The 19,912-nt window shown below is 67.1% G+C and carries 15 protein-coding genes and 1 tRNA gene; 8 read left to right on the top strand and 8 right to left on the bottom strand.

Annotation, left to right across the window (positions count from 1 at the left end; genetic code table 11):
* The first annotated feature begins 109 nt into the window (after positions 1 to 109).
* The 3 genes from ABFP37_RS13465 (at position 110) to ABFP37_RS13455 (ending at position 3,964) form a co-directional block, all read left to right on the top strand.
* Positions 110 to 1,894 (top strand): ABC transporter ATP-binding protein, encoded by a 1,785-nt coding sequence (locus tag ABFP37_RS13465; protein WP_347033916.1) that lies wholly within the window; start codon positions 110 to 112, stop codon positions 1,892 to 1,894.
* Positions 1,891 to 3,747 carry an ABC transporter ATP-binding protein gene (locus ABFP37_RS13460; RefSeq protein ID WP_078026557.1) on the top strand — a complete coding sequence of 619 codons (1,857 nt, stop codon included), beginning with the start codon at positions 1,891 to 1,893 and terminating at the stop codon, positions 3,745 to 3,747. Before ABFP37_RS13465 ends, ABFP37_RS13460 begins: the two co-directional genes overlap by 4 nt.
* A 140-nt stretch (positions 3,748 to 3,887) precedes the next feature.
* Positions 3,888 to 3,964: transfer RNA gene (locus tag ABFP37_RS13455), tRNA-Pro, on the top strand.
* Positions 3,965 to 4,042: 78 nt separating this feature from the next.
* Here the strand turns inward: ABFP37_RS13455 and ABFP37_RS13450 are convergent.
* Together ABFP37_RS13450 and ABFP37_RS13445 are read right to left on the bottom strand one after the other, a co-directional pair.
* Positions 4,043 to 4,387, bottom strand: a complete 345-nt coding sequence (locus tag ABFP37_RS13450) for a hypothetical protein (RefSeq protein ID WP_347033883.1) — start codon at positions 4,385 to 4,387, stop codon at positions 4,043 to 4,045.
* A 117-nt stretch (positions 4,388 to 4,504) separates the two neighbouring features.
* Positions 4,505 to 4,690, bottom strand: coding sequence for a hypothetical protein (locus ABFP37_RS13445; protein WP_078026559.1), 186 nt, complete (start codon positions 4,688 to 4,690; stop codon positions 4,505 to 4,507).
* A 131-nt stretch (positions 4,691 to 4,821) separates the two neighbouring features.
* On the opposite strand from ABFP37_RS13445, the gene ABFP37_RS13440 reads away from it, so the two are divergent.
* The gene (locus ABFP37_RS13440; protein ID WP_078026560.1) at positions 4,822 to 6,084 is read left to right on the top strand and encodes a helix-turn-helix transcriptional regulator; all 1,263 of its coding nucleotides are present in this window, start codon (positions 4,822 to 4,824) and stop codon (positions 6,082 to 6,084) included.
* An 87-nt stretch (positions 6,085 to 6,171) separates the two neighbouring features.
* Here the strand turns inward: ABFP37_RS13440 and ABFP37_RS13435 are convergent, their stop codons facing one another.
* Together ABFP37_RS13435 and purD are read right to left on the bottom strand one after the other, a co-directional pair.
* Positions 6,172 to 7,131 carry a phosphoribosylaminoimidazolesuccinocarboxamide synthase gene (locus ABFP37_RS13435; RefSeq protein ID WP_347033882.1) on the bottom strand — a complete coding sequence of 320 codons (960 nt, stop codon included), beginning with the start codon at positions 7,129 to 7,131 and terminating at the stop codon, positions 6,172 to 6,174.
* The gene (purD, locus tag ABFP37_RS13430) at positions 7,128 to 8,459 is read right to left on the bottom strand and encodes a phosphoribosylamine--glycine ligase (RefSeq protein ID WP_347033915.1); all 1,332 of its coding nucleotides are present in this window, start codon (positions 8,457 to 8,459) and stop codon (positions 7,128 to 7,130) included. Before purD ends, ABFP37_RS13435 begins: the two co-directional genes overlap by 4 nt.
* Before the next feature lie 125 nt (positions 8,460 to 8,584).
* On the opposite strand from purD, the gene ABFP37_RS13425 reads away from it, so the two are divergent.
* The 3 genes from ABFP37_RS13425 to ABFP37_RS13415 all read left to right on the top strand — a co-directional run bounded on the left by ABFP37_RS13425 (position 8,585) and on the right by ABFP37_RS13415 (position 11,784).
* Positions 8,585 to 10,162 (top strand): molybdopterin-dependent oxidoreductase, encoded by a 1,578-nt coding sequence (locus ABFP37_RS13425; RefSeq protein ID WP_347033881.1) that lies wholly within the window; start codon positions 8,585 to 8,587, stop codon positions 10,160 to 10,162.
* Between the two features lie 59 nt (positions 10,163 to 10,221).
* Entirely contained in the window at positions 10,222 to 11,238 is a 1,017-nt protein-coding gene (locus tag ABFP37_RS13420; RefSeq protein WP_078026564.1) for an asparaginase, read from the top strand.
* Between the two features lie 120 nt (positions 11,239 to 11,358).
* Positions 11,359 to 11,784 (top strand): sterol carrier family protein, encoded by a 426-nt coding sequence (locus ABFP37_RS13415; RefSeq protein WP_078026565.1) that lies wholly within the window; start codon positions 11,359 to 11,361, stop codon positions 11,782 to 11,784.
* Positions 11,785 to 11,887: 103 nt separating this feature from the next.
* Here ABFP37_RS13415 and dctA read toward each other — a convergent pair whose 3' ends face one another.
* The 4 genes from dctA to ABFP37_RS13395 form a co-directional block, all read right to left on the bottom strand.
* A complete protein-coding gene (dctA, locus tag ABFP37_RS13410; protein WP_078026566.1) occupies positions 11,888 to 13,366 on the bottom strand; it encodes a C4-dicarboxylate transporter DctA in 1,479 nt (492 codons plus the stop codon).
* Between the two features lie 218 nt (positions 13,367 to 13,584).
* Positions 13,585 to 14,346, bottom strand: coding sequence for an SDR family oxidoreductase (locus ABFP37_RS13405; protein ID WP_347033880.1), 762 nt, complete (start codon positions 14,344 to 14,346; stop codon positions 13,585 to 13,587).
* 49 nt (positions 14,347 to 14,395) lie between these two features.
* Positions 14,396 to 15,139 carry an aspartate/glutamate racemase family protein gene (locus tag ABFP37_RS13400; protein WP_078026568.1) on the bottom strand — a complete coding sequence of 248 codons (744 nt, stop codon included), beginning with the start codon at positions 15,137 to 15,139 and terminating at the stop codon, positions 14,396 to 14,398.
* Between the two features lie 31 nt (positions 15,140 to 15,170).
* A complete protein-coding gene (locus ABFP37_RS13395; protein ID WP_347033879.1) occupies positions 15,171 to 16,739 on the bottom strand; it encodes an NCS1 family nucleobase:cation symporter-1 in 1,569 nt (522 codons plus the stop codon).
* Positions 16,740 to 17,088: 349 nt separating this feature from the next.
* Here ABFP37_RS13395 and aceE point away from each other — a divergent pair, with 349 nt between their 5' ends.
* Complete coding sequence (gene aceE / locus ABFP37_RS13390) at positions 17,089 to 19,815, top strand: pyruvate dehydrogenase (acetyl-transferring), homodimeric type (RefSeq protein WP_347033878.1); 2,727 nt, start codon at positions 17,089 to 17,091, stop codon at positions 19,813 to 19,815.
* Positions 19,816 to 19,912 lie beyond the last annotated feature (97 nt).

Here is a 19,912-nt window from a genome sequence, read left to right as displayed (position 1 = left end):
GGAAACTACATTCGCGAGTTGAGAAGCGGGCATGGCCAAGCAAAGTTCATTTTTCAGATCCGTCAGCCGACTGTACCCCCACGTTAAGCCAATCCTCCCCCGGCTGGTGATGGGGCTGCTGTGCGCGCTCCTGGCCAGCGTGGTGGCGCTCACCATCCCCCAGGTGCTGCGGGTCCTCATCAACGATTCCCTGAGGCACGGCGCCACCGCGGCGGCCGTGTGGTCCTCCGCGGGCGTCATCCTGGCCCTGGGCATCGCCGAGGCCGCGCTGGTGGCCCTCCGCCGCACATTCGTCATCAACCCTGCCACGACAGTGGAAACCAGGATGCGGGTCTCGCTGTACGCCCACCTGCAGGACCTGACAGTCTCCTTCCATGACCGGTGGGGATCGGGGCAGCTGCTCTCCCGCGCCATGACGGACCTGAACTTCCTCCGGCGCTGGATGGCGTTCGGCGCCATCATGCTGGTGGTGACCACGCTGACGGTGGTGATCGGCGTCGTCGTGATGTTCACCATGAGCTGGCAGCTGGCCCTCATCTTCCTCGCCGCGGCTGTACCCATCATGGCCTACGGCTTCCGTTTCCGGACGCGCTTCAGCAAGGTGGCACGGCGCAGCCAGGACCAGGCCGGGGACCTCGCCACGACAGTGGAGGAATCCGTCCACGGCATCCGCGTGTTGAAGGCCTTCGGCCGAAGCCGGGAAGCGCTGGAGACCTTCAACGGCCAGGCCGAGGAACTCCGCCAGACCGAGATCGCCAAGGCCAAACACCAGGCCACCTTCAGCATGGTGGTCACGCTTTTGCCGGAACTCGGGCTGGGCGCAGGCCTGGTGGCGGGCATCATGCTGGTGGCGGACGGGCAGCTCACCATCGGCGCGCTCGTGGCATTCTTCGCCACCGCGGCCGTCATCGCTGCCCCCGTGGAGTTCTCCGGCATGCTGCTGGCGATGGCCCTGACCGCTAAGAGCGCCCTGGACCGCCACTTCGAGGTCATGGATTCGCAGAACACCATCACCAGCCCGGCGGCACCCCGGCGGCCGGCCGAGCTGAAGGGCGCCCTGAGCTTCAACAACGTCACGTTCGCCTTCGACGACGCCCCGGACAAGCCGATCCTCAGGGACATCCGGCTGGACATCCGGCCCGGCGAAACCATGGCCCTCGTGGGCATCACCGGAAGCGGCAAGAGCGCCCTCCTCCAGCTCGTGCCCCGGCTCTATGACGTCACGGAAGGCTCCATCACCATCGACGGCGTGGACCTGCGCGCCTTCAGCGTGGAGGAACTGCGCACCGTGGTGGGCGTGGCGTTCGAGGACACGACGCTCTTCTCGAGCTCCGTCCGGGACAACGTGCTCCTGGGGGCACGGACTGCGGCGGTCCAAACAACGACTGCCGTCCCCGGCGCCGGTGAAGACCCCGGGGACGGCCTCGAACAAATCCTGGAGGAAGCGCTGGACACCGCCCAGGCCCACTTCGCCTACTCCCTGCCCGACGGCCTGGACACCCTCATCGGCGAGGAGGGGCTGAGCCTGTCCGGCGGCCAGCGGCAGCGCATTGCCCTGGCCCGCGCCATCGCTGCCAAGCCCACGGTGCTGGTCCTCGACGATCCGCTGTCCGCCCTGGACGTCAATACCGAAGAGCTCGTGGAACGCCGGCTGCGCGAGGTGCTGTCAGGGACCACCACGCTGATCGTCGCGCACCGGCCGTCCACCGTGGCCCTGGCGGACCGGGTGGCGCTGCTCGAGGAAGGCCGCATCGCCGCTGTCGGAACCCACGCCGAGCTGCTCGCCGACAACGCCCACTACCGGTACGTCATCGCCAGCCTGGAGACTGAGCCCCGCGACCTGGACTCCGAGCTGTCGGCCCTCGAAGACGAAGCAGGGGAACACATCCGATGAGCGCCGCAGCATTCGGCACCGCCAACGAGGACAACGCCCACCTCAGCAAGAGCGACAGTAAAGCGGTTCGACGGCGGTCGCTCGCCTTGCTGGGATCGCTGATCCGGCCCGTCCGGCTGCGGTTCTGGCTGACCCTGGCCACTGTGGTCCTGTCGCAGGCGGCCCGCGTGGCAGGGCCTGCCCTGATTGCCTTCGGCATCGACCACGCGCTGCCGGCCCTGCGCGCCGGCGACAACGTCCCGCTGGTGATCACCGGCGTCGCCTACCTGGTTGCGGCGGTGGCCGCCTCCGTGCTGACGGCGCTGTATGTCACCTCGACGGCCAAGCTCAGCCAGGCGATGCTGCTGGACCTGCGGCTGCGGGTGTTCCGTCACACCCAGCGGCTTAGCCTCGAATTCCACGAGAAGTACACCTCGGGCCGCATCATCGCGCGGCAGACTTCGGATCTCGAGGCGCTCCGGGAACTCCTGGATTCCGGCGTGAGCTCCCTGGCCTCCGGCATGCTCTTCATGGTGTTCACGGCCGTCACGGTCTTTGCCCTCGACTGGCGCAGCGGGCTGATCGTCCTGGCCGCCGGTGTGCCCATGTTTTTCCTGGCCCGCTGGTACCAGAAGCACTCGCAGATCGCGTTCCGGGAATCCCGGGTGGTGTCTGCCCGGCTGATCGTGCACTTCGTGGAAACGATGACCGGCATCCGCGCCGTCAAGGCCTTCCGCAAGGAGCGCGAGAACGACGCGCGCTACGGGGAACTGGCCGACGAATACCGCAGGGTGACCGTCCGGTCTATCAACCTGAACGGAGTGTTCCAGCCGGGCCTGGTCCTGATTGGCAACGTCTGCGTGGCCGCGGTGCTGCTGTTCGGCGGGTTCCGGGTGCTCACCGGCGACTTGGCCGTCGGCGTGCTGCTGGCGCTGATGCTCTCCACGAAGCGCTTCTTCCAGCCCGTGGACCAGATGGCCATGTTCTACAACTCCTTCCAAAGCGCCCAGGCCGCCCTGGAAAAGGTGTCCGGCCTGCTCGAGGAGGTTCCCACCGTCCGCCCGCCGCGGAACGCCGTGGAACTCCGCGAAGCCCGCGGCAGGGTCGAATTCAAGGGCGTCGAGTTCCGCTACGGCCACGGGCCGCTCATCATCCCGGAACTGAACCTCACCGTCCCGGCCGGCCAGACGGTGGCGCTGGTGGGCCAGACGGGCGCCGGCAAATCCACGCTCGCCAAGCTGATTGCCCGCTTCTACGACGTCACGTCCGGCTCGGTCATGCTTGACGGTGTGGACCTGCGCCAGCTCGCCACGGCGGACCTGCGCCGGAACATTGTGATGGTCACGCAGGAGGCGTTCCTGTTCAGCGGCTCGGTGGCGGACAACATCGCCCTGGGCCGGCCGGAGGCGTCACGCGACGAGATCGAGGCAGCCGCCCGGGCCGTGGGGGCGCATGAGTTCATCAGCGAACTCCCCGAGGGCTACGACACGGACGTCAACAAACGCGGCGGCCGCGTATCCTCCGGGCAGCGCCAGCTGATCAGCTTCGCCCGGGCCGTCCTCGCGCGGCCGGCGGTCCTGATCCTGGATGAGGCCACGTCCTCGCTGGACATCCCCTCGGAGCGCCTCGTCCAGACCGGCCTGGCCCGGCTGCTGCAGGGAACGGACGACGGCGGCCCGGCCGGCCCCCGCGCGGGTTCCGGGCGGCGCACAGCCCTGATCATCGCGCACAGGCTGTCCACGGTGGAGACGGCCGACCGGGTGCTGGTGATCCACGACGGCCAGGTGGTGGAGGACGGCACCCCGGCGGAGCTCATTGGCGGCGGCGGACGCTTTGCCCGGCTCCACGGGGCCTGGAAGGATTCGCTGGTCTGAGCCGTGGCTTGGCCGACGCCTCGGCTGGGGTTCCTGCCGAGCTCCCCCACCTTTGGAGGAGTCCTGCAGGGGGTCCTGGCCTCGATTTCGCATGTGGGCCCTGCATCGGCTATCCTTGTAAAGTTGCTTTTGCAGCGGATCGGGATGTAGCGCAGCTTGGTAGCGCGCTTCGTTCGGGACGAAGAGGTCGCAGGTTCAAATCCTGTCATCCCGACCAAACAAAAGAGGGTCTCCCCACGGGGAGGCCCTCTTTTTTGCACTGCCCGGCGCTTGCCGCGGCTTCCGGATTAGGGGCTCAGAGGCCCTCGTGCGTGATGTTCGGCCGCGCCTGCCCGTCTCCGAGCAGTGGAATCTGGACACGGTTAGAACCGTCGTCGGCCAGGTAGTCGCCGCGGCTCTCGTACCCCTGGACCTGGTGCAGGTACCGGTGCCGCAACCGCAGGCCGACAGCGAAAAGCACCAGGGCTTCCAGCAGCGCCGCAATGCCGATGACCCCCCAGACCAGGCTCCCGGCGTCGGCCGTTCGGGTGAGCACTTCGATGACCGATGCCCCGGCGACCGCCGCCACAATCAGCGACGTACCCGCAATGGTCCACAGAAGGTAAGCCCGTTGCAGCCCGTTAGCTCCGTGTTGCTTCATGTTGTGCCCTTTCTGTGGTCCCGGCGTCTATGGTCCTGGCGGAAAACTGGGTGAAAGGAAAGGGCCCCGGAACATGGTTCGCGCATGTCCCGGGGCCCTTTTCCTGAGGAAAGCCTGCTACATAGGATCCGGCCAGTTGCCGATGTTCATGTAGTTCACGCTCATTGGATCCGGCCAGTTGCCAATGGCAACAGTGGTGCCCGAGTTGTCCGCGGCAGAACCGGCGGACAGAACGGCTGGGGCCGTGGCGGAGAATGCGAGGGCCCCTGCCAGTACGGCAGCGGCTGCAATCTTCTTCAACATTTGAGGTCCTCAATACGAGTCGGATTCGTTACAAAGTCAGCACTTTCCTTGTTGACATACATTGTAAAATGTTTTCCACAGGGCGTGTCAAGCATTGTGTACAAGACGTGTCCGGAATAAGGAGGATTCCCGTGGGTAACGGATTCGGGGAGAAGCTCCGAGCAGAGCGGCTCGAGCGCGGCCTCACCCAAGCGGAGCTTGGCAAGGACCTCTATTCCCCCAGCTACATTTCCTTGCTGGAGACCGGCCGCAGGGAACCCACGGCTGACGTCATCGAAGAGCTCGCCCGCAGGCTTGAGCTCGCGCCGAAAGCGCTTGAAGCCTGGAGCCAGCCCATCTCAGTCAGCGACGCCGAATACGTCCTGGCGGGGCTGTATGCCCGGCAGGCCTGGGACCTGCGCGACTACGCCCTCGCCGCCGAACATGCCGCCTCGGCCGCGCGCATCGCCCTCGAAGGCAAGAACACCAGCGCCTGGTGGAACATGACCTACATGCAGGCCGAGTGCCTCATGAAGCAGGGCCAGCTGAAGGAATGCCAGAGGGTCATGGAACACCTGCTGGAGCACCCCATGGCCACGGAATCCGCCGGGCTGGGCGTCCGTGCCCGCCAGATGCTCGCGGCGCTGTGCCACGGGCAGGGCCAGCTGAGCGCCGCCGTCGAGCATGCCCAGAAGGCCGTGGAACAGTGCGCGCAGCTGCCCAAGGGCTCCACGCTGATCATCGGCGCGCTCCGTGCGCTGATCGGCGCCCTGGCGGAAAGCGGTCGCCTGGACGAGGCCTGGAAGTACTGCCAGGACATGAACGAGCAGATGGACGAGCACTCCATGTCCCAGCTGGCCGGGGAGGTGGCCTGGGTGATCGGGAACGTCGCGTTCATGCGGCACGACTACCCGGAGGGCATCAAGCACCACGAGCGTGCGGCCAAGCTACTCTCCCCCGCGAACGACATCGATCTTTGGGCCCGCTTCAACAAGGCGTCGGCCGCCGTCCGGCTCTCCTCCGGGATCGTGGAGCCGGAAACCCTGTCCGCCATTGAACGCGCCGAACTTGCGCTGTCCATTGTGGGCGGCAACAAGACGGACCAGCTCGAGGTGGCCTTCATCCGCGCCCGCTGGCTCTACCTGACCGGCGACATCGTGGCGGCCGTGCAGAAACTGCGGGAGATCCACGCCGAGCGCGCCGCACTGGCCAAGCACACGGCCGGCGAGGTGTCGCTGCTCCTGGGCAAATCACTCAAGGCAGCGGGCGAATCCGAGGAGGCGCTGGTCCTCCTCGAAGAAGCGCAGAAGGAGTTCAGCGCCGCCGGCGCCCAGGACCGCGTGCAGCAGGCCCTCGACGCCATGCTGGAGATCCGGCTCGCGCAGCGCCGGGCCGCCGCGGCCGAAGCCAGCTGAGACAACCGAAAAGGCGCCGCCGCGAACGGATCCCGGGGGCGCCTTTTCGTTGGCCTGCTGGAGGCGGCCGCTACATAAGAGCTGCCGCTACTGGAACGTCCGGCCGGTCAGCTTCTCGAACGCTTCGACGTAGCGGGCCCGCGTGCGCTCCACCACGTCCGCGGGTAGGGCCGGCGGAGGCGTGTCCGAGGCCTTGTCCCAGCCGGACTCGGCCGAGGTCAGCCAGTCACGGACATACTGCTTGTCGTAGGAGGGCTGGGCCTTGCCGGGCTCGTACGTGGCGGCGTCCCAGAACCGCGAGGAGTCGGGCGTCAGGACCTCGTCGCCCAGCGTGATGGCGCCGGTCACCACGTCGTAGCCGAATTCCACCTTGGTGTCCGCCAGGATGATGCCGCGGTCGCGGGCGGTCCGCTCGGCCTTGGTGTAGATCTTCAGGGTCAGCTCGCTCAGGCGCGCGGCGATGTCGTCGCCCACCATGGACACGACGGCATCGTAGGTGATGTTTTCGTCGTGCTCGCCCACCTCGGCCTTCGCGGACGGCGTGAAGATGGCCTTCTCCAGGCGGGAACCGTCCACCAGCCCTGCCGGCAGCGGGATGTTGCACACCGTGCCGGACTGCCGGTACTCCACGAGGCCGGAGCCGGTGAGGTAGCCGCGGGCAATGCATTCGACCGGGAACATCTCCAGCTTCTTGCAGATCATGGCCCGGCCTTCCACGGCGGCGGGAACCCCGTCTGCCACCGAGGAGGCCAGCACATGGTGCTCGACCTCCAGTTGGTCGAACCACCAGAGGCTCAGCTGGGTGAGGATGCGGCCCTTGTCCGGAATTTCGCTGCTAAGCACGTGGTCGTAGGCGCTGATGCGGTCACTGGCCACCACCAGCACGCAGTCCTGCCCGAACTGCTCGGTGATGGACTCGTCCACCGGGACGTACAGATCGCGGACCTTGCCCGAATAGACGTGGTTCCAGCCCGGAAGCTCAGGGGGCGCGGTGTCCAGGCCGCGCCTGGACTCGCTGCCGTTGCCCTCAAGTTCAGCCACTGTCATGCCTTTTCTTTAGGAGTGGAGCCGGCCTTGGCAGCCGACGGGGCCGCGGCAGCAGACGCCACCTTGATTTCGCCGCGGGCGGCCTTGCCGCCGATGTCCGAACGGAACTGGGCGCCGTCCAGCTGAACCAGCTCCACGCCGTCGTACGCCCTTTCCCTGGCTTCGACGAGGTCGGAGCCCAGCGCCACCACCGCGAGCACGCGTCCGCCGGCGGAAACCACCTTGCCTTCGTCGTCGAGTTTGGTCCCGGCGTGGATCACGTGGACGCCGTCCAGCTCGTCCACCTTCTTGAGGCCGCGGATGCGGTCGCCGGTCCGCGGGGTGTCGGGGTAGTTTTCGGACGCCACGACGACGGCGACTGCGGTGTCCTTGGACCAGCGCAGCTCTTCTGCCTTGTCCAGTTCGCCCTTGGCAGCTGCCAGGAGCAGGGCACCGAGCGGCGTCTTGAGCCGGGCCAGCACGGCCTGGGTTTCGGGATCGCCGAAACGGACGTTGAATTCGATGACGCGGGTGCCGCGGGACGTCAGCGCGAGGCCGACGAACAGGACGCCCACAAAGGGGGTGCCGCGGCGGCCCATCTCGTTCACGGTGGGCTGGGCCACGCGGTCGATGACTTCCTGGACGAGGCCTTCCGGAGCCCACTCCAGCGGCGTGTAGGCGCCCATGCCGCCGGTGTTGGGGCCTTCGTCGTTGTCGTAGATGCGCTTGAAGTCCTGTGCCGGGGACAGGGCAACGGTGTTGCGGCCGTCGCACAGGACGAACACGGAAACCTCGGGGCCGTCCAGGAATTCCTCGATCACCACGGTGCCGCCGGCGTCGAAACAGCTCTGCGCGTGGGCGAGGGCTTCGTCGCGGTTGTTGGTGACCACCACGCCCTTGCCCGCGGCCAGGCCGTCATCCTTGACGACGTAGGGTGCGCCGAAGGTGTCCAGGGCCGCTGCAGCTTCCTCGGCGTTGCCCGCCACGAGCGCCATGGCGGTGGGCACGCCGGCTTCGGCCATGACCTGCTTGGCAAAGGCCTTGGAGGCCTCGAGCTGGGCTGCTGCCTTGCTGGGCCCGAACACGGGAATGCCCGCGGCACGGACGGCATCGGATACGCCGGCGGCGAGGGGCGCTTCCGGCCCGACGACCACCAGGTCGACGTCCAGCCGGGTGGCCAGCGCCGCCACGGCCTCCGGATCGTTCCCGTCAATGGCGTGCGTTGGGACAAGCTTGCTGATGCCGGCGTTGCCCGGAGCCGCATGGACTTCGGAAACGTTGGGATCTGCAAGCAGGGAGCGGACAATGGCGTGTTCGCGGCCGCCGGGGCCAATGACGAGTACCTTCACAGTCTCCAAGCGTACTTCGTGGAGAGGGCTGGCTCCTAAGCTGTGTCGGGCCCGGCCGGCGGCCCCCGTCCGTGCTTCCCGCCGCCTGGAACAATCCCCCGGACCCGCCGCTACGAACAACGGGCATGAAGAAGCTCACGAAGTGGCTCAAGGGCCCCGCCCCATTGGCGGCGCTGGCCGGCGTAGCGGCTGCCGCCGTCGTACTTTCCGTCGCGGAACTGATCGGCGCGTTTTTTACGGCGCGGGCCACCCCCGTCATCGCGCTGGGCTCCACGTTCATCGACTTCACGCCGCCGTGGATGAAGGACTTCGCGATCGCCACGTTCGGCACGAATGACAAGGCCGCTCTGTTCGTGGGCATGGGCCTGACCATTTTCCTGCTGGCGTGCGTGCTGGGCGTGGTGGCCTACCGCAAGTGGTCGCTGGGTGTGGCCGGAGTGCTGCTGATGGGCGCCATCATCGTGGCCAGCGTGGTGACCCGGGCCAGCGTCAAGCCGGTGGATGCCGTGCCGACGCTCCTCGGAACGGTGGCCGGACTCATCATGCTGCGGCTCCCGGTCTCCCGGCTGTGGCGGATGAGGCCCTTTCCCGAGGCCCCGGCCGACGTCGCGGCGAAGCTTCCGGACCGGCCCGCAACCACCCGGCGGGCATTCTTCACGGCAACCGGCCTGACCGCCGTGGCCGCCGGGATGGCCGCGACCGGCGGCCGTTTGCTGAGCGCTGCGCGCAGCAACGTGGCGCAGGCCCGCGGGTCGCTCCGGCTGCCGTCGCCGGGCAAGGCCGCGGCCGCGGTGCCCGCCGGGGTGCAGTCCGCGGTGCCCGGCGTCACGCCCTGGCTCACGCCGAACGGCGACTTCTACCGGATCGATACGGCGCTGAGCGTTCCCGAAATCAACGCAGACGAGTGGGAACTGCGCGTGCACGGCCTCGTGGAACAGGAGGTCCGGCTCACGTTCCAGGACCTGCTCGACGCCGACCTGATCGAGTCCCATGTGACCCTCACCTGCGTCTCCAACCCCGTGGGCGGCAACCTCGCCGGCAACGCCAAATGGCTGGGGCTGCCCATCCGCGAAGTCCTCAAGCGTGCCCGGCCCAAGGACGGCGCGGACATGGTGCTCTCCACGTCGATCGACGGGTTCAGCGCGTCGACTCCGCTGGAGGTCCTGCAGGATGGCCGCGACGCCATGCTCGCCATCGGCATGAACGGCGAGCCGCTGCCGCTGGAGCACGGCTACCCCGTCCGCATGGTGGTGCCAGGGCTGTACGGCTTCGTCTCCGCGACCAAGTGGGTGGTGGACCTGGAGGTGACGCGCTTTGCGGACAGCAAGGCGTACTGGACGCAGCGCGGCTGGTCCGAGCGGGGCCCCATCAAGACCATGGCCCGGGTGGAAGTACCCAAGTCCTTCGCCGTGGTGCCCGCCGGGCGGGTGGCGATCGGCGGCACGGCGTGGGCCCAGACCCGGGGCATCACCAAGGTGGAAGTCCAGATCGACGGCGCCGGGTGGGCACCGGCCGTCCTGTCTGACGAGGCCTCCGTGGTGACGTGGCGGCAATGGTCCTTCGACTGGGACGCCAAGCCCGGCTCGCACTACATCAGGGTGCGTGCCACGGACGGCACGGGCGAGGTCCAGACGGAGAAAAGGGCGGATCCGGTGCCCGATGGCGCTTCCGGCTGGCAGTCCGTCATGGTCACCGTGGAGTAGGGGCGGACCGGCCCCTGACGGGTCCCGGGAATGCGAATCCGGCACCATAGACTTGGGCTATGCCACTAAATTCGCATGCCACGTTCTCTGTGGAGTCCGCCGTCGAACTCGCGGTTGTGGAACGGAGCGGATTCGTCGAATCCCGGCACATCGGAGCAGCAGTGGTCCTGGCCGCGGACGGCATGGTGGTCACCCAGCTCGGCGACATCACCACCCCCATCCTTGCCCGCTCCACGCTGAAGCCGCTGCAGGCCCTGGCCTCAATGCAGTCCGGCGTTCCGCTCCGGGGTGCCCAGGTGGCCCTCGCCTGCGCCTCCCACACCGGCTCGCTGGACCACATGGACGTGGTGGAGGGCATGCTGAAAGCCGCCGGCGTTAAGGAGGAGCAGCTTCAGTGCCCGGCCGCCTGGCCGCAGGACGAGACAGCGCGAACGTGGCTCACCCGCTCCGAGAAGGGCAAGTCCAGGCTGGCCTACAACTGCTCCGGCAAGCACGCCGCGTTCCTGTGGGCCTGCACCGAAAACGGCTGGGACACGCACAGCTACCTGGAGCCTAACCACCCCCTGCAGCAGCGCATCCGCACCGTGATCGAGGAGTATTCGGGCGAGAACATCGCGCACCTGGGCATCGACGGCTGCGGCGCCCCCGTGGCCGCGATTTCGCTGACCGGCCTGGCCCGCGCCTACTCCAAGCTGGCGAAGGCGCCCGGCGACAAGAATTCCAACGCCCGGGCAGCCACGATCGCCACGTCGATGCTGGACTACCCGTGGGCCGTGCAGGGCAGGGGTGAGGCCAACACCATCGTGATGGAGGAGCTGGACGTCATTGCCAAGATCGGCGCGGAGGGCATCCTGGTCATGGCCACGACGCAGGGCGTATCAGTGGCGGTGAAGGTGCTGGACGGAAACCTGCGTGCCACGTCGCTGATCGGCCTGACGCTGCTGGCCGCCGCCGGCGCCGTGGATATTCCAGGCGTGTCCAGTGTGCTGGAAAAGGTGGTGGAGCCCGTCCTCGGCGGCGGCCGGCCGGTGGGCAGGATCCGCCTGGGGCACGCCGTTTCGGCCCTGCTGGACTAGGCCCCTAACCTGGCCGCCCTACGCGGGCCAGGCGCCGGGCCGGAGGGCGAAACAGCCGGGTTCCGGAGCCTGTGGCGTAGGGTAATGACGGAAGAAAATCGATGTGGAGGTGCCAGGACGTTGGCTGTTTCCCGACGCCGGATTGACCCCGAAGAGGGCCGAGCGGCCGTGGCCCAATGGTCGGCCGCCGGCACGCCGCCGGCTGCAGGTTCCGCCGCACCTTCCGCTGCGGGTACCGGCGCAGGTACCGCCGCACCGGAGGTCCCCCGGTCCGTGATTGCGACGGCGGTGCGCTACTCGCTCGAGGAAGTCACCGCCCGGGCACCCGGCAACTCCGTCGAGGTCCGGGTCCCGCCGTTCGGCGTCACCCAGTGCGTCGAAGGCCCGCGCCATACCCGAGGCACGCCGCCGAACGTCATCGAGTGCGACGCCGCCACCTGGCTTGCGATGGTGACCGGCACGTTGAGTTGGGCGGACGCCGTCGGGGGCGGACGGGTGGCTGCCTCCGGACTCCGCGCCGACCTGTCGGCGCTGCTGCCCCTGTAGCCACGGCCTGTCGTCGCCTTAACGCGTGACACTCCGCCCCGGGATAGTCGGGGCGGAGTGTCGCGGGCTACGAGCTGGAGGCTGTGGCCGCAGCGCCGTGCAGCTATTCGTGGTTGATGGCCGCCGACGGCTTGCTCATCTGGAACTCGGGGATCTGGTCGGCGGTCGGGCCGCCACGGAACTTGGGTGACGGCTGGCCGCCGCCGCTGATCCGTTCAAGTTCCTGGTCCTCGAAGTCGTCCTCGACGCCGAGCATGATCGCCGAATCGTGGTTGGTGATCTCGCCCTTGAAGGCCCGGACCATGACGTCACGGTCAAACTGTCCTTCCCACTTGGAGACCACGAAGGTGGCCACGCAGTTGCCCAGCAGGTTGACCACCACGCGCATCGAGTCCATCAGGCGGTCGGCCCCCAGGAGGAGGGCGACGCCGGCAACCGGGAAGATCCCGAGGGCTGCCGCGGTGGCGGAGAGGGCCAGGAAGGAGGATCCGGGGACGCCGGCCATGCCTTTGGACGTCAGCAGGAGGACACCCAGTGCCGCGAGCTGCTGCCCCAGGTCAAGGTGGTGGCCGAATGCCTGGGCCAGGAACAGCAGGGAAATCGAAAGGTAGATCGCGGCGCCGTCGAGGTTGAACGAGTAGCCAGTGGGAACCACCAGGCCGGTGGTGGCCCGGGAGCAGCCCGCGTTGGTCAGCTTGGTCATGATGCGCGGCATGACGGCCTCGGTGGACGCCGTGCCGAGGGCCAGGAGAAACTCCTCCCTCGTGTACTTGAGGAACTGCCACAGCGGGACGCGGGCGAAGCCCCACGCCACGAGGAACAGGAGCCCGATGAAGACCAGGGCTGCGCCGTAGCAGGCGGCGATGAGCTGGGCGTAGGTTCCGAGGGTGTCCAGCCCGTATTGGCCGATGATGAACGCCATCGCGCCAAACGCGCCGATCGGGGCCACCTTCATGATCCAGGACATGATCTTGAAGATCAGTTCCAGGACGGTCTCCATGAGGCTGACAACCGGCATGCAGCGCTCGCGGCCGATGACGACGATGGCCGCCCCGAAAAAGACCGAGAAGAAGAGGACCTGCAGCAGGCTGTTGCTGGCGAAGGCTCCGATGACGCTGGTGGGAATGATGTCCAGGATGAAGGATGCGGCATCCTTGGGCACGGCGTGGCCGGTCTTGGCGTCGACCGCCTCCTGCGACAGGGTGCTCGGGTCGATGTTCAGGCCGGCTCCCGGCTGGACGATGTTGCCCACAACCAGGCCAAAGACCAGGGCGAAAAGCGTGGCCGCTGTGAAGTACAGAAGTGCTTTGACTCCTACCCTTCCGACCGCCTTGACGTCGCCTACGGCTGAGATTCCGGTGACGATCACCAGGAAGATCAGCGGCGCGATGATCATTTTGATGAGCTGGATGAAGCCGTCACCTAGCGGCCTCAGTTGAGCGCCTAGGTCCGGCCAGAAATGCCCTATGAGAACACCTGCCACGACGGCGATCAGAATTTGGAAGAAGAGCGACCTGTACAGGGGCTTCTTCTTCGACGGCGCCGAACTCGCCTTCAGCGCCGCGGAATCTGGGATCTTCATTGATCTGTACCTATTCAATCGGGGACAGCCCCGGAAATCGGGGTCTAATTCCAAAGTAACCCCGCTCACATTATTCCGCAAGGGGATAAACACTTTCCACACTACGGAAAAGGCGAACCGATTTTGGGCACGCAAAAATCCGCTGCGCCTCCGGGCATCCGCGCGGGGATCCAGTGTGCGGAGGTCCGAAGACGTAGCGGAAACGGTGGGGAGTGCTGTTAGCCGCGGCCGATGAAGGGCATGCCGGCAGCCGTGATGACCACGGAGCCCACACTGGCCGATGGCGGCATGCCGGCCATCATCAGGACCGCCCGGGCGGCGTCTTCCACGGGGAACATGGGCTCGACTTTGCGGGTGCCGTCCGCCTGGAGCGCGCCCGAGCCGGCGCCGATGGTGTCCATGATTTCGGTGGCGGTATTGCCGATGTCGATCTGGCCGCAGGTGATGCCGAAGCCGCGGCCGTCAAGCTCGATGCTCTTGGTCAGGCCTGTCATGGCGTGCTTGGTGACGGCGTAGGCCACGGTCCGCGGCCGCGGTGAATGCGCCGAGATGGATCCGTTGTTGATGATCCGGCCGCCCTGCGGAGTCTGCGCCTTCATGGCGCGGACAGCCGCACCGGCGCACAGCAGCGATCCGGTGAGGTTCACGGCAACGGTGGCTTCCCAGCCGGCGAGCGTAATCTCATCCACCGACGCCGCCGGGCCAAACACGCCCGCGTTGTTGAACAGCACGTCCACCCTCCCCCACCGCTGGAGGGCGGCAGCGAAAAGGCGCTCGACGTCGTCGGGCACGGTGACGTCGCACGGCACCGCCAGTGCGTCCGGGTGGCCGCCTGCCGTTTCGAGCAGCTGCGCCTCGCGGCGGCCGGCCAGGGCCACGCGGTAACCGCCCGCGAGCATTTGGCGGGCCACCGCCCGGCCAATGCCGGAACCGGCCCCGGTGACGACGGCGACGGGTCCGGGCTTTGGCGTGGTGGTCATGCGGTACTCCTGCTGGTTCCTGGCCTAGTGGCCGGCTTGCTGGGCCGGCTTACTGGGTGGCGTGAACATCCGCCCCCATCAGTGGCCAGCCTATGACGGTCTTGGGCCGGGGCGTGGCGTAAGTCCGGACCTTGGACGTGGACAGCCGCATCCGGACGAGCGATTCCGCAATGGTCACCGCGGCCGCCACGCCGTCCACCACCGGAACTCCGGCCCGCTGCCGGATCTGCTCGTCGAGTCCGGCCATGCCGCCGCAGCCCAGGACGATCACCTCGGCCTTGTCCTCCCGGACGGCAAGCAGGGCCTGTTCGATGATTGCCTCGACGGCGCGCCCGGGTTCTTCCTCAAGCTCCAGGACTGCCATGCCGCTGGCCCGCACCGACGCGCACCGGGCGTCGAGGCCGGCCAGCTTCAGCCGGTCTTCGATGAGCGGCACGGCACGGTCAAGGGTGGTGACCACGGAGTACTTGTGGCCGAGGAACATGGCAGTGCTTGCCGCGGCCTCGGTGATGTCGACGACGGGCACATCCAGCAGCTCCTGGAGTCCCTCCCGGCCATGCTCCCCGTACCCTGCCTGGATGACGGCGTCGAACGGTTCCGGGTAGCTGACCACGCGGTCCATCACGGCAATGGCGGCCAGGTAGCTTTCGAAGTTGCCCTCGCAGGAATCCGCGCCGAAGCGCGGCGTGAGCCCGATGATCTCGGTGCCGGGCGCCGCGATGCTGCGGGCCTGCGCGGCGATGGAGTCGGTCATGGACCGGGTGGTGTTGACGTTGGCGACGAGAATGCGCAAGTTGTCCTCCTGGGATGCGTGCGGGCTGCGGTCAGTGGGTGCTCGCGACGGCGATGGACTCGCCGTCGACGTCCTCGAACTGCTGCTTGTGGTCGGCGATCAGGTAGTACGTCAGGGCGGCGACGCCCGCGCCGAAGAACCAGGCGAACGGGGCTGCTGCCTCGAGTGCCGGGACGAAGGCGATGAGGATCGCGACGGCGGAGGCCGGCAGGAGCGCGGTGATCGCTTTGGGATTCACGCCCTTCTTGTAGAAGTACGCACCGCCGGGGTTGTCGCTGTACAGCTCGGGGACGTTGACCTTGCCGCGGCGGAGCAGCCAGTAATCGGCCATGACCACGCCGAACAGCGGGCCGAGCAGGGCACCGAGTCCGCCGAGGAAGTACACGATGACCAGCGGGTTGTTGTAGAGGTTCCACGGCAGGATGACCAGACCGATTGTGCCGCTGACCCAGGCCGCCTTGCGGAAGTCCAGGTGCTTGGGGAACAGGTTGGTGAGGGCGTAGACGGGGGCGACGAAGTTGGCCATCAGGTTCACGGCAATGGTCAGGATGAGGATCGCGAGGCAGGCCAGCACCAGGAAGAGGGTGTTGGGAATGCTTTCGACGATGTCCGACGGCGTTTCGATGATGGTGCCGTTGATCTTGTACTGCCCGCCGGCCAGGACCACCACGATGGCGCCGAACAGGAGCATGTTGATCGGGATGCCCCAGAAGTTGCCGCGGACGATCGATTTCCTGGACTTGGCCGAGCGGGTGAAGTCGCAGAAGTTCAGGACGAAGGTTCCGTAGATGGACACCCAGAGGGCGCCGCCGGCGAAGATGGTCCGCCACATGTCGCCGCCTTCAAGACCCCTGATGCCGGTCCACTGGATGGCGCCGTGGGCCTCGATGAAGACCCAGACGGCCAGCAGGACCATGGTCAGCAGGATGATGGGACCGGCGAACGCCTCGTATTTGCGGATCATCTCCATGCCGAAGCTGACGATCACCAGCTGCACGATCCACAGCGCAACGAACGCGATCCAGCCCAGCGTGGACAGGCCGAGGATGGAGTTGGTGTCCAGTTCATGCAGGGACGGGACCATGGCCACGAGCATCACCCGAAGCACCACCGACGCCAGGAACGTCTGGATGCCGAACCAGGCCACCGCGACGGCGCCGCGCAGCAGGCTGGCCAGCTGGGCGCCGCGGATCCCGAAGCTGATCCGGCTCATGACCGGAAAGGGAACGCCGGTCTTCTGGCCCATGAAGCCGGAAAAGCTGAGCAGCGCGAAGAGAAGGACGGCGCCGATGGCCAGGGCCATGAGGATCTGCCAGCCGCCGAGGCCGAGGGAGAAGAGGCCGACGGCGAACGCGTAGTTTCCGAGGCTGTGGACGTCGTTCGCCCACAGGGTGAAGATGCTGTAGCCGGTCCAGCGGCGTCCGTGCCGCTTGGTGGGAGCGAGGTCGGCGTTGTAAAGCGTGGGGCTGATGTCGTGGCCCGAGGCGGTGCTGGCCGCCTCGCAGAGGGCGTCGATGCCCGTGGCGGGATGGACCGGCTTGCCCGACAGCGCTGTCGGGGCGGGAGCCGTTTCGACGCCGACTGATGGGGTCGTCTGCATCTGGTTTCTCCAGTTCTGGGGAAGGATTGAGGGCGGAAGGCTGAGCTTCCGGGTAGCTGATTCCGCGTTGTGGAAATTAGCTTTTGAAGAGTGGAATTACTGTATGACCTAGGTCACCCCGGCGTCAAGGTTGATTTGCTGCGCCGGGCGGTCACAATCGGCACCCAGCCTCCGGGAAGCCCCAATTGGGGCACGCCCGGGCCGCCCGCCTTGACCGGCCAATCCTTTAGTGCCTAATCTCGAATGGCAAGAATGCTTTCTCACAATACGAAAACATGAGCCCAACATTCAAAGATGAAACGAGGCTGCCGTGGCTGCAGGAGAAGATACCTCCCATATCCTCAGCGGGTTGACTAACCAGCTGCCTGATCGTGATCCGGAAGAGACCGCCGAGTGGGTTGAGTCCCTGGATTCGCTGATCAGGGAACAGGGCACCGAGCGTGCCCAATACATCATGCGCAGTCTCCTGCAGCGTGCCGGCGCCCAGAGCGTCGGGGTTCCGATGGTCACCACCGCGGACTATGTGAACACGATCCCGGCGGACCAGGAAGCGGAGTTCCCGGGCAACGAGGAGTTCGAACGCCGGTACCGGGCGTACATGCGCTGGAACGCGGCCGTGATGGTGCACCGGTCCCAGCGGCCCGGGATCGGGGTGGGCGGGCACATCTCCACCTACGCCGGGGCCGCGACGCTGTACGAGGTCGGCTTTAACCACTTCTTCCGCGGCAAGGACCACCCCGGCGGCGGGGACCAGGTCTTCTTCCAGGGCCACGCCTCCCCCGGGATGTACGCGAGGGCGTTCATGGAGGGCCGGCTCACCGAGCAGGACCTGGACGGGTTCCGGCAGGAAAAGTCCAAGGCCGGGCACGCGCTCTCCTCCTACCCGCACCCGCGGCTGATGCCGGAGTTCTGGGAATTCCCCACCGTCTCGATGGGCATCGGGCCGATGAACGCGATCTACCAGGCCCAGTCCAACCGGTACCTGCACAACCGCGGCCTGAAAGACACCGCGGAGCAGCAGGTCTGGGCGTTCCTGGGCGACGGCGAAATGGACGAGCCCGAGTCCCGCGGCCTGCTCCAGCTCGCCGCGAACGAGAACCTGGACAACCTGAACTTCGTGATCAACTGCAACCTCCAGCGCCTGGACGGGCCGGTGCGCGGCAACGGCAAGATCATGCAGGAACTCGAGGCGTTCTTCCGCGGCGCGGGCTGGAACGTGATCAAGGTGGTCTGGGGCCGGGAATGGGATGACCTGCTCGCCCGCGACTCCGACGGGTCGCTGGTGAAGATCATGAACGAAACCCCGGACGGGGACTACCAGACCTACAAGGCCGAATCCGGCGGGTTCGTCCGCGAACACTTCTTCGGCAAGACCCCGCAGACCAAGGACATGGTCGCGGACCTGACCGATGACCAGATCTGGAACCTCAAGCGCGGCGGCCACGACTACCGCAAGGTCTACGCCGCGTACAAGGCCGCGACCGAATTCAAGGGCAAGCCCACCGTGATCCTGGCCAAAACGGTCAAGGGCTACGGACTCGGCGCGCACTTCGAAGGCCGCAACGCCACCCACCAGATGAAAAAACTCACCCTCGACGACCTCAAGGAATTCAGGGACTACTTAAGGATTCCGATTTCCGACGCCCGGCTGGAGGAGGACCCCTACAGCCCGCCCTACTACCACCCCGGCGCGGACGCACCCGAGATCGCCTACCTCCTTGAGCGGCGCGCGGCGTTGGGCGGCTATACGCCCGAGCGCCGTCCCAACCACGCGGCCATTGAACTGCCTGAGGCCAAGACCTATGAGGTGGCCAAGCGCGGTTCGGGCAAGCAGCAGGCCGCCACCACCATGGCGTTTGTGCGGCTCCTGAAGGACCTTCTCCGCGACAAGAAGTTCGGTCACCGGATCGTTCCCATCGTGCCGGACGAATCACGGACCTTCGGCATGGACGCGTTCTTCCCCACCGCCAAGATCTACAACCCGGGAGGCCAGAACTACCTGTCCGTGGACCGGGACCTGGTCCTGGCCTACAAGGAGTCCGCCCAGGGCCAGCTGATCCACCCCGGCATCAACGAAGCCGGCGCCGTTGCGGCGTTCACCGCCGCCGGAACCGCCTACGCCACCCACGGCGTGCCGCTGGTCCCGGTCTACGTGTTCTACTCCATGTTCGGCTTCCAGCGCACCGGCGACGCCTTCTGGGCCGCAGCCGACCAGATGAGCCGCGGCTTCATCATCGGCGCCACCGCAGGACGGACCACCCTCACCGGCGAAGGACTCCAGCACGCCGACGGCCACTCCCCGCTGCTTGCCTCCACCAACCCGGCCGTGGTCACCTACGACCCCGCCTACGGCTACGAAATGGGCCACATCGTGCGGGACGGACTCGAGCGCATGTACGGTGAACACCCCGACGGCGGGACGGCCGGTTCGGCCACGGACCGGAACCTCATGTACTACATCACGGTGTACAACGAGCCGATCACCCAGCCAAACGAACCCGAGAACCTCGACGTCAACGGCGTGCTGAAAGGCATCTACCGCGTATCAGCGTCGGGCGCTGAAGGTCCCAAGAGCCAGATCCTGGCCTCCGGCGTGTCGGTGCCGTGGGCCCTGGACGCGCAGCGGATCCTGGCAGAGGACTGGGGCGTCTCCGCGGACGTCTGGTCCGTCACCTCCTGGAACGAGCTCCGCCGCGACGGCCTGGCCGCCGAGGAAGAGGCGTTCCTGAACCCCGGCGAACCGGCCCGGGTCCCCTTTGTGGCCCAGCAACTGGCAGACGCCCAGGGTCCCGTCGTGGCGGTCTCCGACTACATGAAGGCCGTCCCGGACCAGATCCGCCAGTTCCTGCCCCACCAGTTCGCCTCCCTCGGCGCCGACGGCTTCGGCTTCTCCGACACCCGCGCCGCCGCACGCCGCTTCTTCAAGAACGACACCCACTCGATCGTGGTGAAAACCCTGCAGCTGCTCGCGGCCAGGGGAGAGGTGGACGGCGGAGTGCCTGCGTATGCGATGGACCGCTACAAGCTCCTCGACGTCAACGCGGGCACCACCGGCGGAGCCGGCGGCGAGTCCTGACCGCTGCTGGTTGAGCCTGCCGAAACCTGGTCCCGGCAGGCTCAACCGGCGGAGTGCACGCTCCCCGCAACCAGCGACGGCGGTCCCCCCCCTCCCG

Source organism: Burkholderia sp. RS01, assembly GCF_039748055.1.
Lineage (GTDB): Bacteria > Actinomycetota > Actinomycetes > Actinomycetales > Micrococcaceae > Arthrobacter.
Note: the sequence above shows the minus strand (reverse complement) of the source record. Positions and strands in the feature narration are given on the sequence as shown.